This is a genomic window from Haloarcula sp. CGMCC 1.6347 (genome assembly GCF_037078395.1).
GTDB classification, from domain to species: Archaea; Halobacteriota; Halobacteria; order Halobacteriales; family Haloarculaceae; genus Haloarcula; species Haloarcula amylolytica.
Genome location: NZ_JAYMGX010000001.1, coordinates 141,155 through 157,255, shown reverse-complemented (window position 1 = coordinate 157,255; position 16,101 = coordinate 141,155). Strand labels below are relative to the sequence as shown.

Below are 16,101 nucleotides of genomic sequence, written 5' to 3'. Positions count from 1 at the left end.
GGACCACCGGTTTCGCACTACAGCAGGACGACCAGTGCCAGCGCGATCCAGACGATTTTCAGCCCCGTGTTGACGACGATGACCTTCGTGCCGAACTCCCGGCCCCAGATGCCGAACTGGAAGGGAATCGAGCGCTTGAACGTCGAGACGGCAAAGGAGATGATGCCGCCGACGAGCATCGTCGCCACGGCGGTCCGGGCGGTGAAGGTCCCGTTTCTGATGAGCGGCGCGATGACCGTCGCCCCCGAGGTCGTGTCGAGCGCGTAGGCGGCGATGACGGGGATGGCCGCGCCGGGCAGCCCCAGCAGTCCCGCGAACCCGTCGGCGGCGGCGGTGACGGAGGCCCCGTCGCTGCCGGCCAGCGCCAGTATCTCGTCACCGTAGGCGACGAGCAGCGAGACGACGGCGTAGATGGCCGCCAGTCGGGGCAGGATGTCCCGGACCTTCTCGGCCGTCGCGTCGAACGCCGTCCTGACCGCTGCCCGGCGGCTCTCCGGACGCTCGTCGAACACGTCGCCCGCGTCGTCGGCCGTCCCGCCGTCAGGGGCCGGGTCCGTATTTGCGGTCGACCAACCGACGTTGGACGCGTCCAGCAGGACCGCACCGGCGGCGATGCCGGTCAGCGTAATCGCCAGCGCGATGAGCCCCCGCGTGGCGACGTACAGCACCCCCACCCGAAAGCCCAGGATCGGGATGAGTATCGGGGCGTAGAACGTGATGATGTGCTGGGCGAAGCCGAAGAACGTGTTGATGGTGACGGCAATTATCGTCGCGCGGTCGGACAGCACGCCGGACTCGCGGAAGTCGGCGAGCATCCCGTAGCCGGCGGTCGTCGACGCCGTCGTCGTCAGGATAGCGGTGCCAACCTCGTCCGGGAGGTTCGCCGGCGACGTGAGATAGCGCGAGACAACGGCAATTTTCTCGACCAGTCCGAACGCGACCGCCAGTTCCGCGAGGAACACGCCAAAGGAGAGGAAAAGCGTGATGCGGAGGACCCGGACAGCGACCTCTCCGAGGACAGCGACTATGGGGTGGCCAAGCACGGCGGCGACGAGCGACTGCACGTCTGAAAGTAGTGGTCTAGCTGGCAAATGCCCATCGGTAGCGACAGAATCGCGCTGAGCGAGCAATCGCGTCTGTGGCTAGCACAGCCACTTCACCAGATCACACGAACACCCGCACAGCGCCGAACAGCACCACCACGCCCAGCACGTCACAGACGTTCGTGACGACGGGAATGACCACGTCGTCGGGGTCCAGTTCGAACCGGTAGGCGGCGTAGGTCGTCACCGTCGTCACGACGATGGCCAGCACCGCCAGCAGGCTCCCGCTGACGAGCGCGACCAGAACGACCGTCCGGAGCGGGAGCGCAGTGCCGCCGATGACGGCCTGGAGGAGCCACGCACCGGCACCGACGAGCGGGAACAGCGTCACCGCGAGGGCAACGGTGGCGATCGCGTTGCCGGCAAGCCGGTCATCGGTCGCCGCGAATGACAAAAGACCGAGGTGAAACGCCGTCGAGAACCGCGCCGCGAGGATGCTGCCGAGGTTGCCCGCCATCCCGATGGTCACCGGAACGAGTACGAGCAGCGACGGGTACTGCAGCAGTGTTCCCTCGAAGGTATCGAGTACGAGGCCGCTCCCGAGTTCGATAGCGGTGAGCACGACCAGGATGGGAAACATCGTCCGGACGATACCCGAGACCGACCACTGGGAGGCGAACTCCGCCACTCAGCCACCCCCCAGTGCGAGGACGAGGCGGGTCGCGCCCAGCAGCGTCGCGATGCCCACCACGTCGCCCGTCGTCGTCACGACCGGGCCGGCCAGCGTATCCGGATTGAGCCCGCGGCGGTAGCCGACGAACACGACCGAGACGACGGCGATGGTCAACAGCAGTCCGGAGACGAAGCCCGCGATGAGCGCGATGGCGACGAGGGTTGTGAGCGGGGCCGACGGTCGCCCGACCAGGGCGAGCAGGGCGACGGCCATCACCGCGGCGACGCCGCTGATGAGCACGCCGTTTGCCAGTGCCGCCGCGACGGCGGCGTTGATGCGGTCGTCGTCGAAAGAAAACGTCGGGTCGATAAGCCCCTGATGGAGCGCCGACCCCAGGCGTGCGCCGAGCGAGCCGTAGACGTTCCCCCGAGTGGCAAGCAGCGCCGGCACGAGCACGAGTAGCCCGGCGACGTCCTGTAACTCCGCGTCCATGCCGCCGAGGACGACGCCCGCGAAGAGGCCGCCGACCGCACTGAGCGCCAGTACCGGGAGCGACTCCCGGTAGGCTTCGAGTGCCACCTCGCGGACAGTCATTGCAGGGCGAAGGGCGGCGAGCGAAAAAAAGCCCCCTGATAGCGCTGGCGCGCCCTCAACCGGGAGTCGACTGCGCCCTGTCACGCCACGGCGGCGGTCCGACCGTCGTGTTGCCGACCGCGGTAAACCTGACAGTTCTGGTGACGGTGACCGGTTCGTCGCCGTCCGTGAGCGTCGTGTACTCGGTCCGGTAGTCGCGGACAAGGCCCGACTGCGTGACGTGGGCGACGAGCGTCGCGTTCTCCCGGGACGCCCACGCTGTCGACGAGGTGTTCTCCCGTAGCCGGTCCCCCCTGATGACGTAGGTGGTCCCGTCTGACTGCTGGGGCCGCAAGGTCCGGGTGTGGAACGGGGCAACGGTCCGAGTGACGTCGGCGGCCGGACGGCCGTTCAACGCGGCGGCGTGAACCCAGTACCGCCACGTTCCGGCGTAGCTGTCCGGCGGGTCGTACTCGTTGTAGATCGTCTGGTTGTCGCGCACGAGTCGGCGGAGATACGTATCGCCGTCGGACCAGAACGACGCGGTCGCCGGCGGCCGACCGAGGAGCACCGGGGCGGCAGGGCCGCGGACAGATATGTTAGCGAGATGTGTCCGGCTCGCGTCCAGCGCGACCTGGACTCGGAGGTGGGACCGCAACGACCCGTTTGCATATCTGACGGTCCGGTTCATCGTCAGCGTGTACCCGGTTCCGTTGAGACGGTCACCGTGTGCGGAACCGAGCAGAGATGGGCTGGTGACGCCTGTCGCCCCGACGCCGGCCGGATACGTGGTCGCGGAGTCGGTCGGCACCGGGGCGGGCGTCACCGGCGTCGCCGAGTCGTCGCCGCCGCTGAACCCGAACCCCCCACAGCCCGCGGTAACGACGACGATGAAGACGAGTAACTGCCGACGCAGATTCCTCGCCATGCTCTAGCAAACCAATCAGATCGGAATAAGTCTACGGATCGTCGTTTAGCCGATATCTGTCAGTACATAGATGTGAAACCGTTGATTAACCTACCGAAACTATTATGATAGATTGAACCACCGTATGGAACATGCCAACTAATGGCAGTACGGTCAACCGACGACAGTTGCTGAAGAGTACGGGCGTTGCAGGTGTGGCAGGGCTGACGGGACTGGCCGGTTGTTCCGGTGGCGACGGTGGCGATGGTGGCGGCGATGGCGGCGATGGTGGCGACGGTGGCGGCGATGGTGGCGACGACTACCCGTCGCTCGGGAACTTCCCGGTCGAGGGCGACACGGTCACGTTCGGGTTCAACGTTCCACAGTCCGGGCCCTACTCCTCAGAGGGCCAGGACGAACTACGGGCGTACGAACTCGCCCAGAAGCACCTCAACAACGGGGGTGGCTGGGTGGACACCTTCGAGGACCTCAGCGGCGACGGCGTCCTCGGGTACACGGTCGATTCGGTGAACGGCGACACGGCGACCGACGCCGATACCGCTCGACAGGCCGCCTCGCGAATGATAAACCGGGACGACGTGGTGATGATCTCGGGCGGCTCTTCCAGCGCAGTGGCCATCGCCGTACAGGGCCTCTGTCAGTCGCAGAACGTCATGTTCATGGCCTGTCTGACGCACTCCAACGACACGACCGGCAAAGACTGCGCCCGGTACGGGTTCCGGGAGATGTTCAACGCGTACATGACCGGGCAGGCACTCGCGCCGGTGCTTGAAAGCGAGTACGGCTCGGACAACGAGTTCTACCAGCTGTACGCCGACTACTCCTGGGGCCAGACCCAACAGGACTCGATGAACCAGTTCCTCTCGGAGATCGGCTGGGAAGAGGTCGACAGCGTGCCGACGCCGCTCGGGACCAGCGACTTCTCCTCGTATCTCTCGGAGGCCGCAAACAGCGGCGCGGACGTGCTCGTCCTGAACCACTACGGGCTGGACGGCGCGAACTCCGTCTCGCAGGCCGTCGATGCCGGTATCGACGAGGACATGGAACTCGTCGTCCCGCTGTACAACCGCCCGATGGCACAGGCCGCCGGTGGTTCCATCGAAGGCATCTACGGAACGATCGCCTGGGACTCCCAGATCGACAACGAGGCGTCGAACGCGTTCACCCAGGCGTTCCAGGACGAGTACGACCGCGTCCCGTCCGGCCCGGCCCAGCTCGCTTATTCGCAGACGCTCCAGTACGCGGCCGCCGCCGAACGTGCGGGCACGTTCTACCCGCCGGAGGTCATCCGCCAACTGGAGGACTACGAGTACAGCTACATCGGCATGGGCGAGGAGACGATGCGTGCCTGCGACCACCAGGCCCAGCGGGACATTCCGGTCGCTCAGGGGCTGCCAGAGAGCGAACAGTCAGACGGGAACTTCATCGACATTGTCGAGATCACGTCCCGGGACGACGTCGGATACGCGTGCGATTCCGGACCGGCCGCAGAGTGCGAACTCGGCGAATACGGCGACGAATAGGACGGAATCCGGACAGGGGACCGTGTCCCTCATGATTTATAGTTCATGAGGTTGCCTTACTTGATACACAAAAACTAGCATGATTAGGAATACGCAGAGAGTACGAGCAGAGTGCGGTGGGGGGGATCCGGCGTGACGCTACTCGCGGACATCCTCACCATCTTATTGAATGGGTTGCAACAGGGCGCGATTTACGTCCTGCTCGCGGTTGGACTGTCGATTATCCTCGGGACGCTGAAATTCGTCAACTTCGCCCACGGGGCGCTGTACCTCATCGGTGCGTATCTGGGGCTGTTCATAACTGGAAGTGTTCCGTTGAATGACGGTCAACTGGTAGAATGGGGCATCCAGTCGTACGGCATCGGACTGGGATTCATCGCCGCACTGGTCATCGTGCCGATTGTCGTGTTCGTCATCGGCCTCCTGATGGAGCGATTCATCGCACAGGCGTTCTACGACCGCCCCGACACTGACCAGATTCTCGTGACCTTCGGGCTCGCAATCATCGTCCAGGAACTGCTCAGAGCGATGCTCGGCGGGAACAGCCAGCCGTTCCCACAGCCCTCGTGGGCATCCGGTCCCATCGCGCTGCCTGTGGTCGGGAACTTCCCGCGCTGGCGACTCGGCGTCATCGTGATTACGGCAGTCCTCGTCCTGGCCGTGTACGCCCTCGTCGAGTACACTGACTTCGGCCTCATCGTTCAGGCCGGTACCCTCGACGACGAGATGGTTCGCCTGCTGGGGATCAGGCTGAGCCGGCCGTACCTCGTCGTCTTCGGCATCGGTGCCGCCCTCGCCGGCGTGGCCGGCGTCGTCGGCGGCCCGCTCGCTAACGTCAATCCCAACATCGGTACTGAACAGTTGGTACCGGCGTTCCTGACCGTCGTCATCGGCGGCGTCGGGAAGATAGAAGGGGCTGTCGTGGCCGGACTGATGCTCGGGACGCTACAGGTGCTGCTCATACAGACCGGCTACGCAGCCTGGAGCCAGGTCGGCATCTACGCGCTCGCGGCGATAATCCTGCTTGTGCGTCCGCAGGGGCTGCTTGGCTCGGAGGTTGATGTCTCGTGAGCGACGAACCGCGCGACGCGACTGCCACGGCGGCGACCGACGCCGACGCGGAGGTCACCGGCGGTCTCGGCGACCGCTGGGCCAGCTTCCGCGACCGGGAGATATCGACGGTGCTGCTCACGGTCGTGGGCGTGGCCGTCTTCCCGTTCCTCTTCAACAACTTCCTCGACGGCTACACGCAGCTGGCGACGCTAGTACTCATCTACGGCATCTTCGCCGTCGGGTTCGACATCCTGCTCGGGTACACCGGCCTGCTGTCGTTCGGCCACGCCGTCTTCTTCGGCGGCGCGGCCTACGCCGCCGGTATCTTCAGCGCGAGCGTGAGCAGCTCGCCGCTGCTGGTGCTGCTCGCCGGCACGGTGTTTGCAGTGTTGATGGCGTGGATTGTCGGGTTCCTGTCGCTGCGCCGCGGCGGAATCTACTTCGCCATCCTGACGCTGACGTTCGGCCAGATGTCGTTCTATCTGGCGGCGTCGCCGCTGGCGTTCCTCACGAACGGTGAGAACGGGTTCACCTCCGTGGATATCGGTCACTTGCTGGGCGTCATCGACATCCACGGCGGGGTGCCGTTCCCGCTGTCGATGCTGGTCGACAACATGCTGTACGTGTTCGTGGCCGTCATGACTGTGCTGTCGGTCGCGATGGCGAACCGCATCCTGCACTCGCCGTACGGGACCGTGTTCCGCGCGATTCGCGAGAACGAGCGGCGGGCAGAGTTCGTCGGCCTGGACGTCTGGCGGTACAAGCTGATGGCGTTCATCATCTCGGCGGCCTTCGCCGGCATCGCCGGGAGCCTGTTCACCATCGAGGGGAACTACGTGCCCCTGCAGTCGCTGTACTGGACTGAGTCCGGGCGCATCGTCATCATGACTGTGCTCGGCGGCGTCGGCTCGCTGTTCGGCCCGCTGTTCGGTGCCGGCCTGTACCTGTACATCGAGAATATCGTCAGCGGGTTCCCGACGCTGGGGCCCTTCTGGCACCTCATTCTCGGCATCGTGTTCGTCGTCGCTGTCGTCCTCTTCCCGAACGGAATCTGGGGCGGTATCGAGTACGTCCGTGACATGGTCGTCGGAGGTGAGGACGAATGACGGTCCTCAAGACGGAGCGGCTCACCAAGCAGTTCGGCGGCCTCACGGCCGTCGACGAGGTGGACCTGGAGATAGAACAGGGCGAAGGCGTGAGCCTCATCGGCCCCAACGGCGCGGGGAAATCGACGTTCATCAACCTCGTCACCAGACGGCTCGAACCGAGCTACGGCGAGATCGCGTTCCAAGGGGATTCCATCATCGGGATGGACCCACACGAGGTCGTCCAGCGGGGGATGAGCAAGTCCTTCCAGACGGCCTCTATCTTCCCCGAACTGACCGTCAAGGAGAACGCGACTATCGCGGCGCTGGCGGCCGAACACGGTTCGTTCCGGTTCAACTTCTTCCGCAACCAGAACAGCTATCCGGCGGTCGACGAACTGGCGAACGAGGTCCTCGAGTCGGTCGGGCTGTACGACGAGCGGGAGAACGAGGCCGCCAGCCTCGACTACGGGAACAAGCGCCGGCTCGAACTCGGCATTGCGCTGGCCGCCGAACCGGATATGCTGCTGATGGACGAGCCGACCGCCGGGATGAGCCCCGAGGAGACGAAATCGACCGTCGACCTTATCAAGCGAGTCAAGGATGAACTCGACCTGACGTTCCTGCTGGTCGAACACGACATGGAGATCGTCTTCGACATCTCCGACCGTATCATCGTCCTCAACCGCGGGTCAGTCATCGCGAAGGGGACCCCCGACCAAGTGCAGGACGACCCCGCTGTGCAGGAAGCGTACCTGGGAGGTGTCGAGGAATGACGCTGCTCGACGTGGACAACATCAACGGCTACTACGGCGAGAGCCACATCATTCAGGACGTGTCGATGAACGTCGACGACGGCGAGATCACGGCCCTGCTGGGCCGCAACGGAGCGGGGAAGACCTCGACGCTCCGGTGTATCTCCGGGGCGACGCCGCCCGACGTCCGGAGCGGCACGATCCAGTTCGACGGAACGGACATCACCAACGACCCGCCGGAGGACATCGCCGTCCGCGGCATCTCGCTGGTCCCGGAGGAACGGCGCGTGTTCACTGATTTGACCGTCGCCGAGAACCTCCACCTCGCGGACACCGTCCGCAACAAGTCGAACACCTGGCGGCGGAAGCTCGATTTCCGCGACGAAGGGATGTCGACGGCGGAGATCTACGAGTACTTCCCGAGACTCGACGAGCGACGCTCCCAGAAGGCCGGCACGCTCTCGGGCGGCGAACAGCAGATGCTCGCCATCGCCCGCGCGCTCCACCAGAGCACCGACCTGTTGATGCTCGACGAGCCATACGAGGGGCTGGCACCGCAGATTATCGAGTCCGTCGAGAACGCCATCGAACGCATCAGCGAGGACGGCACGACGATACTGCTGGTCGAGCAAAACGCCGTCGCGGCGATGAAAATCGCCGACCGGTGTTACGTGCTGGACCGCGGCCAGGTGGTCTTCGAGGGGGCCGCCGAGGAACTGCAGAACGACCAAGAGACCCGCGACAAGTACCTAGGTGTCTGAATGTCGAACACACAATCCGCCGAAGCGTTGCTCGACGCACTGCAATCGGAAGGTGTCGTCGTCATCGACGAGGAAACGGACGAAGTCAGCACGACGGAAGCGTTCGAGGCCGACCGCGGGGTGTACTACGACACCTACGTCACGATGGGCGACGCGGAGTTCCACGAGTCCGTCGCCGACGTGTTCGGCCTCGATTCGGCCGCCGAAGCAGCCGAGCGGGTCGACGAACTCGACGTGTCGCGCGAGGAGTTCGCCACGTTCCTGACGCTGCGGTCGAACGTCGACGGCTCCTACACCTCCGTGGAACTGACGACGATGGCACAGATGGCGACCGAACTGGGGCCGGAGACGCCGGTCCCCGACGCAGTCGAACACTTAGACGACGACAGCTACGCGGCCTTCGTCGACGCCCACGACCGGTGTGTCGTCACCGTATGGAAACTGTTCTGTGAGCCCTGCGAAGCGATGAAAGCGGAATTAGACGACGTGCTGGCCGCGTTCCCCGAGGGCGTTCCAGTCGGTGGTCTCGCCGGCGAGCGGTCCCCGGAGTTCTGTCAGTCGGTCGGTGTCAACGCGGCACCCGCCGTCGTGCTGTTCGAGGACGGCGAGCCCGTCGAGCGGATCACTGGCCGGACGGACCCATCGCCGCTCGCTGAACGGGTCGAAGAAGTGTACGGCGTCTGACTGCGGCGTTACTCTTCTTTGCCGCTACAGACCAGCACGGACCGGTCCGTGCCCAGAATCACGCTCTGTGTGACGCTGCCGAACAGCACTTTGCCCGTCGGCGTCCGCTTGCGTCCGGCGACAACGATCATGTCGGCGTCGTGCTCGTCAGCCAGCCGGAGGATCGCGTCGGCCGGTTCGCCGCTTGACTCCTCCAGCGCCACCTCGACGCCGGCGTCCTCGAGGACTTCCCGTGCCCGGCGCACGGAGGCCACCTGATCGACGGACGCGCCTTCGGGGTTCTCCTCGAAGTCGTGCAGCAGCGTGACGCGAACCTCGCTGGCGTCCATCGGAATCTCGGTTATCGCTTCCGCGATGGCGGTCCCACGAGCCTCACTTTTGTCTATCCCAGCGACAATTTCGTACATGCTCGCTTCGTCCGTAGGACGGGCCAACCCTTAGTTCTGGCCCGGATTTCGAACATCAATCATCAAAAATAACGTCGCGTCTCACGTCTCGCGGACCGAGAAAGCGGCGTCAGTCGCCGAACGGCCCCATACCGCCGCCGCCCATACCACCCATGCCACCGCCGCCTCCGCCGCCCTGCTGCATCTGTTTCATCATCCGCTCCATGTCGCCGTCGCCCATGCCCTGGAACTGCTTGAGCATCTGCTCCATCTGCTTGTGCTGCTGGAGGAGTTCACGCACCCGCTCCTCGGGCTTGCCGGAGCCACGGCAGATGCGCCTGGTCCGGGACTGGCCGACGACGCGGGGGTTCTCCAGTTCCTCCTCGGTCATCGAGTCCATGATGACGTCGAAGTCCCGCATCCGCTCCTGGGTCACGTCCATCGCGTCGTCGGGGAGCTGGTCCATCAGCCCGCCGCCCAGCCCGGGGATCATGTCCATCACCTGGTCCAGCGGCCCCATGTTGTTCATCGTCTGCATCTGCTTGCGCATGTCCTTGAGGGTGAACTGCCCCTCCAGCATGTCCTCGGGGTCCCAGTCCTCCTCGTCGCCTTCCTGGGTTTCCTCCATCGCGCGCTCGACGCGCTCGGTGAGCTGTTTGAGGTCGCCCATCCCGAGCAGGCGCGAGATGAACCCGGAGGGCTCGAACCGCTCGATGTCCTTGACCGTCTCCCCGGAGCCGAGGAAGGCGATGGTGGAGTCAGTCTCGTTGACGGCGGCGAGCGCGCCGCCACCTTTCGCCGTCCCGTCGAGTTTCGTGATGACGACGCCGTCGATGCCAATCGCCGCCTCGAAGTCGGCAGCCTGGCTCTTGGCGCTCTGGCCCATCGCCGCGTCCAGCACGAGCAGGTCCCGGTCGGGCTGGACCTCCTGCTCGATGCGCTCGATCTGCTCGATGAGTTCCTCGTTCAGGCCGTCACGACCAGCCGTGTCCACAATGCGAACGTCCGCGTTCGCCGTCGCTTCCAGCCCGTCCCGGGCGATCTTCACGGGGTCGTCCTCGTCGGGGTCGCCGTAGAAGTCGACCTCGGCGCGTTCGGCCATTTCCTTGGACTGGTCGTACGCGCCGGGCCGGTCCGTGTCGGTCTGGATGATGGCCGGTCGGAGCCCTTTCGTCGAGAACCACCATGCCATCTTCGCGGCCGTGGTCGTCTTCCCCGACCCGTACAGGCCGGCGAGCATGATGGTCTGCTCTTCGAGCGGTAGTTCGGTCGACTCGCCGACGAGGTCGACCAGTTCCTCGTAGACGATTCGCAGGACCCAATCGCGTGGGGTCGTCCCCGCCGGCGGTTCCTCCTCCAGCGCACGCGTCTCGATGCTGTCAGAGAGGTCCTGTACGAGCCCGACGTCCACGTCGGCCTGCAACAGCGACCGCTGAATCTCCTTGACGATGTCCGCGATGTCCTCCTCGGAGAGCCGGGACTTCCCCCGGAGGTCGTCGAGTGTCCCCCGAAGCGAACTCCCAAGATCGTCGAGTACCATTGTTAGCGCGAGATACGCGACGGCGCGGGTAAAGGCTTGTTGTCATGCTGTCGCCCGCTAACCGCTGGGATGACTGCCGTATCCGTTCGGTTGGGGCTGATTCGCTCGTTGCTATCGGAGCGAGGCAGACCGGCAGGTCCATCTCACGTTTCCGGCCATCTTCGGGCGAGACGTGCTATCTGTATGCGACATCTGCACGATTAATTCCACGTCTACCGGTGGCGAAAGGGTGAAGAGGTCGAACCGACTGGTCGACAATATGGGCGTGCTCGGGCAGCTCGGATTCATGGTCGCCTTTCTTTCGGCCGGCGTCGCCGCCGGCCACTTCGGGCTGTTGACCGACCGGCGGACGGATATCCTCACCACACTCGTCTTTACTGTCGCCCTGCCGGCGCTCATATTCCGGTCCACGTACAACCGCCCGCTACGGGAGATTATCTCGCCGGCGTTGCTCGGGGGCTTCTGGGCCGTCATCGCGCTGACGATAACGCTGGGCTGGCTCGTCCACCGGCGCCTGGAATCCCCCGACCGCCGCAGCGTCTCCGTCGTCCAGTCGTATCACAGCAACATGGGGTTTCTCGGGCTGCCGCTCGTGGCAGCGACGATGGGCAGCGAAGCGACGGCCGTCGCCAGCGTCATCCTCGGGATCGGCGCGGTGACCCACGTCCCGGTGACGGTGTTCCTGCTGGTCCGCATCAACGGCAGCGACGCCTCGCTGCTGGGCGAGTGCAAGAAACTCCTCACGAACCCGGTGCTCATCGCGCTGGCGGCCGGCATCACAGCCTCGGTCCTGTCGCTGTCCGTTCCGGAGCGACTCGTCGGTGCGCTCGGCCCGCCGGCCGAACTGGCGCTGCCGGTCGCCCTGCTGTGTATCGGTGCGACGCTGGACACGGACCTCCCGGTGGCGGACCTGCAGAAGACCGTCAGCGTCGTCGGGCTGAAGGTGCTGTGGATGCCGGCGCTGGCGTGGCTGGTGTACTCCTCGCTAGCGATGGACGCGACGGCGCTGGGCGCAGCGGTCGTGATGCTCGGCACCCCGACAGCGGTGTCGACGTACGTCTACACGACGGAACTCGGCGGCGACGCCGCGTTCGCCTCGCTGAACGTCTTCACCTCGACGGTGGCCTCAATCGGAACGCTCTCCGTGCTGATCTGGCTGTTCGCCTGACGCCCCGCCGTGGTCACGCTTTTGCCCGCCGGTGCCCCCACCGACGATATGGGCTACCACCAGATCGACCCCGAGGACCTGTCGGAAACTGCGGACTACCCCTGTGACCGGCGCGGCGTCTCCGACGCCGCCGAACTCCACGCGCTCCACGCGGCCACCTACGAGATGGCACCCGGCGAAGACCTCTCGCGGGCCTACCACTACCACGAGACCCGCGAGGAACTGTTCTACGTGCTCGACGGCACGCTCCACGTCGAAACGCCCGACGGGGAGTACGTCGTTTCGGCCGACGAGGTGTTCGTCGCCGAGCCGGAGAGCCCACACCGCGCGCACAACCCCGCTGATGCCGACGAGTCAGTTACCGTGCTGGGCGTCGGCGCACCACCGACTGACATCGCGCGCCCGTACGACCCCGACGCGTAGCGAGGGGGCTCGGCGGTTCAGACACGTTTTTCAGCCACCCCACCACAGTTGCGCCTATGACGAGCAAACAGGCGGTACAACAGGAACTGGTCGACAGCGGCGTCACGGCAGTCCTCCGCGGGATTCCCGAGGAAAAGATGGTCGACGTGGCGACAGCCGTCCACGAAGGCGGCGTCACAGCGCTGGAACTGACGGCCGACGCGAAGCGCTGTTCGGACATGATCGCTGCCGTCGACAAGGCGCTCGACGACACCGACGCCATCATCGGGGCCGGCACGGTCATGGACGCCGCCGCCGCCCGCAACGTCATCGAGGCCGGCGCGGAGTTCGTCCTCGCACCGAACCTCAACGAGGACGTTATCGACGTGTGTAACCGCGAGGGCGTCCTCGCCATCCCCGGCGTCATGACGCCGACGGAGGCCGCCGACGCGATGGAGGCGGGTGCGGACATCCTGAAGATGTTCCCGGCGAAAACGGTCGGCCCGGCACACATCGGCGCGCTGCAGGGTCCGCTCGGCGACGTCCCGATTATGCCGACCGGCGGCGTCTCGGCCGACAACGTCGACGAGTTCTTCGATGCCGGCGCGGTCGCCGTCGGCGCGGGCTCGGCGCTGGTCAACTACGAAGCAATCGAAAACGACGACATGGACGGCGTCCGCGAACAGGCCGCGGAGTTCGTCGACGCCGTCGAGGCCGCCCGAGAGTAGCTCACCCAACCGGTGGAAAAAGGACCTGGTACGGCGGCTTATTCCCCGGTTTCGTTCGCGGTCGTTTCGTTGCCAGTCGTCGCTGTCTCGTTCCCGACCGTGCCGGTCTCATTGCCGGGCAGTTCGGTTTCGTTGCTAGGTATCTCGGTTTCGTTCCCGGGTATGTCCGTTTCGTTGCCCGGAATATCTGTCTCGTTTCCAGGAATTTCAGTTTCGTTGCCCGGGGCCTCGGTCCCGTTCCCGGGCAGTTCGGTTTCGTTGCCCGGTACGTCGGTCTCATTGCCGGGCAGTTCAGTTTCAGTATCCGGCATCTCGGTCTCGTTTCCGAGGGCATCGGTTTCGTTCTCGCCGAGTTCCGTCTCAGTATCCATCCCGGTTCCCTCTTCGGTCTGGGCTTCAGTTTCCGTCTGCGATTCCGTACCGGCTTCCGTCATCGCGTCAGTCTCTGCTGCCGTCGATGTGCCCGGAGCTTCGGCACCGCCGCCACCGCCAGTCTCCGTACCGCTACCGCCAGTGTCACTACAGCCAGCCAGCGCCACGAGTGCGCCGCCTGCGATTTTGATAACGTTCCGTCGAGATGTGGGTCGTCCCATAGCGTTTGCCCGAAGAGAAGCCGGACAGTTTGTGAATGACCTACTAAGCGTCTGACGGAGAGCCGACAGAACGGCTTAGCAACACCCGAAGGTGGGCCGGTTCGCAAAGCAAATATAAACGATCTGTTTCAGACCATGATTGGTTCGAGTCCGATATTTCGGCCAGTTCACGGGTGGTTCTACACTTCGATAGCCGAACATCGGCCTGTTGCAGTGTGGTTCGAGGCCCGAGTTACAACTAATCGTACTGTTCCCGAGCGGTTATCGAGCGCATAGGTATCTTCGCCCCTGGGGCAACGATATCAGGCCCTGCATTGTGAGTCAGACAGCCGTTTTAGCGGTCAAAATCGCTCAGTCGCCGTTTAGCAACGTCATAACCTGAACGCAGTGGGCAGATCAGTCTCCATCCTCGCGGGAACTCCCGTAGCCGTAATTGTCGCCGCCGTCGTCTGGAACATCGGGTACCGGCACGCCTCCGTCAGTTACGAGCCGCGGCTCGTCAACCGGGAGACCATGGTCACCCGACGACAGCACGATGAGTTCGGGTGCGACATCAGCCGGCGCGACCTGCCGGCAGTAGCGTCCATCAGACATCGGTGGCTCCCTCCGCGAGACCACTGTCAGCCCCATTCCTCACATCGCCGGAAACGTCGCGTCGTTCGATTGCCTGCATTGGTGTCATGCTACGATACTGTGTGGATCAGTCATGAACACCAAACGACTTCAACGCGCCCCTGTCGGCGAAAACGACCACACCTGCGATGGAGTGGCAGTATTTGCCGCATCGCACGCGGTGCGTTCCCGTCGGAAGAGCGCGAACTCGCCGGGTTCTACACAAACAGGGTCGACAGTAGCGTTTCAGAACGCGGGGTAGCAGCAAAAGTAACCGCGAAGGCCGAGTCCTACTCGCCGATGAGGCTGTCGACGATTTCCTCGGGGTCGAACGGTTCGAGGTCGCCGTAGTCCTGGCCGGTCCCCAGGAAAAGGATCGGCTTGCCGGTGACGTGCGCGACAGAGATGGCCGCGCCGCCCTGCGGGTCGGCGTCGGCTTTCGTCAGGATCGCCCCGTCGATCTCGGCCGCGTCGTTGAACTCGCGCGCCCGGTTGACGGCGTCCTGGCCCGCGACCGCCTCGTCCACGAACAGCGTCATGTCCGGGTCGATGTTGCGGTCGATCTTCTCCAACTGGGCCATCAGGTCGTCCGAGGTGTGGAGTCGGCCGGCCGTATCGCCAAGCACCACGTCGATGTCGTTGGCCTTGGCGTACTCGACGGCATCGTAGACGACCGCCGTCGGGTCCGAGCCTTGCTCGTGAGTGATGATCTTCTTGTCGAGGTTCTCGGCGTGTTTCTCCAGTTGCTCGTTCGCGCCGGCGCGGTAGGTGTCGCCGTTGGCGAGCACCGTCGAGAGTCCGCGCTCCTCGAAGTACTGGGCGAGTTTCGCTATCGAGGTCGTCTTCCCAACGCCGTTGACCCCGGTGAATACGATGGTGACCGGCTTGTCTGCCTGCTGGACGCGCTCGTCGAAGTCGAACTGGCCGACGTTGATGACGTCGTACAGCGACTCCCGGAGCGCGTCCCGGACGAGGTTCCCCGTGCTGGAGAGCCGTCGGCGGGTCTGACCCGTGAGGTTCTCCTTGACACCGTCGAGGATCTCGTTGGCGACGCTCATCTCCACGTCGCTCGACAGCAGCGCCAGTTCGAGGTCGTCGAGGTGGCTCTGTAAGTCCTCCTCCTCGATGACCGTCTTCCCGGTGGCCATGAGCTTCGCCTTCGCGGCGAGGCCGCGGCCGCCGTCGTCGTCTTCTTCGGACTCCGAATCGGCTTCGGATGCCGAGTCGTCATCAGTCACTGCGGTGTCGTCCGACTGAGAAGCTTCCTCGGGGACCTCATCCGCGTCTTCGACTGCCGTAGACGACGCTGTGGCTGGCTCGTCTATCGCTTCGGAGTCAGCGGCCGGCGGTTCAGAACCAGTCTGTGGCTGGTCGCTTTCGGCCGTCGGCTCGGCCGCAGCCGCCTGCGTGTCGTCTTCGGACGACTGCGCGTCCGTTGCGGGCTCGGCGTCGGCCGCCTGGTCGGCAGGTGCTTCCCCGTCAGCCTCGTCGGCGTCCGGTTCATCCTCCGCTTCGAGTGCGTCGTCGTCGACATCCTCCTCGACATCACTCGTGAACCCGCTGAGTTTGTCCTTCAGTCCGTCGAACATGGCGG

General features: G+C 64.7%; 18 protein-coding genes. 9 read left to right on the top strand and 9 right to left on the bottom strand.

Annotated features, from left to right (window positions below; genetic code table 11):
- Window positions 1-17 precede the first annotated feature (17 nt).
- The 4 genes from VI340_RS00825 to VI340_RS00810 form a co-directional block, all read right to left on the bottom strand.
- Entirely contained in the window at window positions 18-1,064 is a 1,047-nt protein-coding gene (locus VI340_RS00825) for a nucleoside recognition protein (protein WP_336357571.1), read from the bottom strand.
- 100 nt (window positions 1,065-1,164) lie between these two features.
- A complete protein-coding gene (locus tag VI340_RS00820) occupies window positions 1,165-1,731 on the bottom strand; it encodes a magnesium transporter (protein WP_008311141.1) in 567 nt (188 codons plus the stop codon).
- Window positions 1,732-2,310, bottom strand: coding sequence for a magnesium transporter (locus VI340_RS00815; protein WP_008311143.1), 579 nt, complete (start codon window positions 2,308-2,310; stop codon window positions 1,732-1,734).
- Window positions 2,311-2,365: 55 nt separating this feature from the next.
- Window positions 2,366-3,217 carry a DUF7537 family lipoprotein gene (locus tag VI340_RS00810; protein ID WP_336357570.1) on the bottom strand — a complete coding sequence of 284 codons (852 nt, stop codon included), beginning with the start codon at window positions 3,215-3,217 and terminating at the stop codon, window positions 2,366-2,368.
- A gap of 131 nt (window positions 3,218-3,348) precedes the next feature.
- On the opposite strand from VI340_RS00810, the gene VI340_RS00805 reads away from it, so the two are divergent.
- The 6 genes from VI340_RS00805 to VI340_RS00780 all read left to right on the top strand — a co-directional run bounded on the left by VI340_RS00805 (window position 3,349) and on the right by VI340_RS00780 (window position 9,078).
- Complete coding sequence (locus tag VI340_RS00805; protein ID WP_336357569.1) at window positions 3,349-4,740, top strand: substrate-binding protein; 1,392 nt, start codon at window positions 3,349-3,351, stop codon at window positions 4,738-4,740.
- Window positions 4,741-4,872: 132 nt separating this feature from the next.
- Window positions 4,873-5,811, top strand: a complete 939-nt coding sequence (locus tag VI340_RS00800) for a branched-chain amino acid ABC transporter permease (RefSeq protein ID WP_008311148.1) — start codon at window positions 4,873-4,875, stop codon at window positions 5,809-5,811.
- Window positions 5,808-6,899 (top strand): branched-chain amino acid ABC transporter permease, encoded by a 1,092-nt coding sequence (locus VI340_RS00795; RefSeq protein WP_336330324.1) that lies wholly within the window; start codon window positions 5,808-5,810, stop codon window positions 6,897-6,899. The genes VI340_RS00800 and VI340_RS00795 overlap by 4 nt, the downstream gene beginning before the upstream one ends.
- The gene (locus VI340_RS00790) at window positions 6,896-7,654 is read left to right on the top strand and encodes an ABC transporter ATP-binding protein (protein ID WP_336330325.1); all 759 of its coding nucleotides are present in this window, start codon (window positions 6,896-6,898) and stop codon (window positions 7,652-7,654) included. The genes VI340_RS00795 and VI340_RS00790 overlap by 4 nt, the downstream gene beginning before the upstream one ends.
- Window positions 7,651-8,394, top strand: a complete 744-nt coding sequence (locus VI340_RS00785; RefSeq protein ID WP_008311153.1) for an ABC transporter ATP-binding protein — start codon at window positions 7,651-7,653, stop codon at window positions 8,392-8,394. The genes VI340_RS00790 and VI340_RS00785 overlap by 4 nt, the downstream gene beginning before the upstream one ends.
- A complete protein-coding gene (locus VI340_RS00780) occupies window positions 8,395-9,078 on the top strand; it encodes a thioredoxin family protein (protein WP_008311154.1) in 684 nt (227 codons plus the stop codon).
- Between the two features lie 8 nt (window positions 9,079-9,086).
- Here the strand turns inward: VI340_RS00780 and VI340_RS00775 are convergent, their stop codons facing one another.
- Together VI340_RS00775 and VI340_RS00770 are read right to left on the bottom strand one after the other, a co-directional pair.
- On the bottom strand, window positions 9,087-9,485 hold the full coding sequence (locus VI340_RS00775; RefSeq protein ID WP_008311156.1) for a universal stress protein: 399 nt from the start codon (window positions 9,483-9,485) through the stop codon (window positions 9,087-9,089).
- 109 nt (window positions 9,486-9,594) lie between these two features.
- Window positions 9,595-11,004, bottom strand: coding sequence for a signal recognition particle protein Srp54 (locus VI340_RS00770; protein ID WP_336357568.1), 1,410 nt, complete (start codon window positions 11,002-11,004; stop codon window positions 9,595-9,597).
- Window positions 11,005-11,263: 259 nt separating this feature from the next.
- On the opposite strand from VI340_RS00770, the gene VI340_RS00765 reads away from it, so the two are divergent.
- The 3 genes from VI340_RS00765 to VI340_RS00755 are packed head-to-tail and all read left to right on the top strand — an operon-like array spanning window position 11,264 to window position 13,302.
- Window positions 11,264-12,172, top strand: a complete 909-nt coding sequence (locus VI340_RS00765) for an AEC family transporter (protein WP_008311160.1) — start codon at window positions 11,264-11,266, stop codon at window positions 12,170-12,172.
- A gap of 48 nt (window positions 12,173-12,220) precedes the next feature.
- Entirely contained in the window at window positions 12,221-12,595 is a 375-nt protein-coding gene (locus VI340_RS00760; protein ID WP_336357567.1) for a cupin domain-containing protein, read from the top strand.
- 56 nt (window positions 12,596-12,651) lie between these two features.
- Complete coding sequence (locus VI340_RS00755) at window positions 12,652-13,302, top strand: bifunctional 4-hydroxy-2-oxoglutarate aldolase/2-dehydro-3-deoxy-phosphogluconate aldolase (RefSeq protein WP_008311163.1); 651 nt, start codon at window positions 12,652-12,654, stop codon at window positions 13,300-13,302.
- A gap of 38 nt (window positions 13,303-13,340) precedes the next feature.
- Here VI340_RS00755 and VI340_RS00750 read toward each other — a convergent pair whose 3' ends face one another.
- The 3 genes from VI340_RS00750 to ftsY form a co-directional block, all read right to left on the bottom strand.
- Window positions 13,341-13,895: a hypothetical protein gene (locus VI340_RS00750; protein ID WP_008311164.1), complete on the bottom strand. Its 555-nt coding sequence runs from the start codon at window positions 13,893-13,895 to the stop codon at window positions 13,341-13,343.
- A 396-nt stretch (window positions 13,896-14,291) separates the two neighbouring features.
- Window positions 14,292-14,489 carry a hypothetical protein gene (locus tag VI340_RS00745; RefSeq protein ID WP_008311165.1) on the bottom strand — a complete coding sequence of 66 codons (198 nt, stop codon included), beginning with the start codon at window positions 14,487-14,489 and terminating at the stop codon, window positions 14,292-14,294.
- Between the two features lie 308 nt (window positions 14,490-14,797).
- Window positions 14,798-16,096 carry a signal recognition particle-docking protein FtsY gene (ftsY, locus tag VI340_RS00740; protein ID WP_008311166.1) on the bottom strand — a complete coding sequence of 433 codons (1,299 nt, stop codon included), beginning with the start codon at window positions 16,094-16,096 and terminating at the stop codon, window positions 14,798-14,800.
- Window positions 16,097-16,101 lie beyond the last annotated feature (5 nt).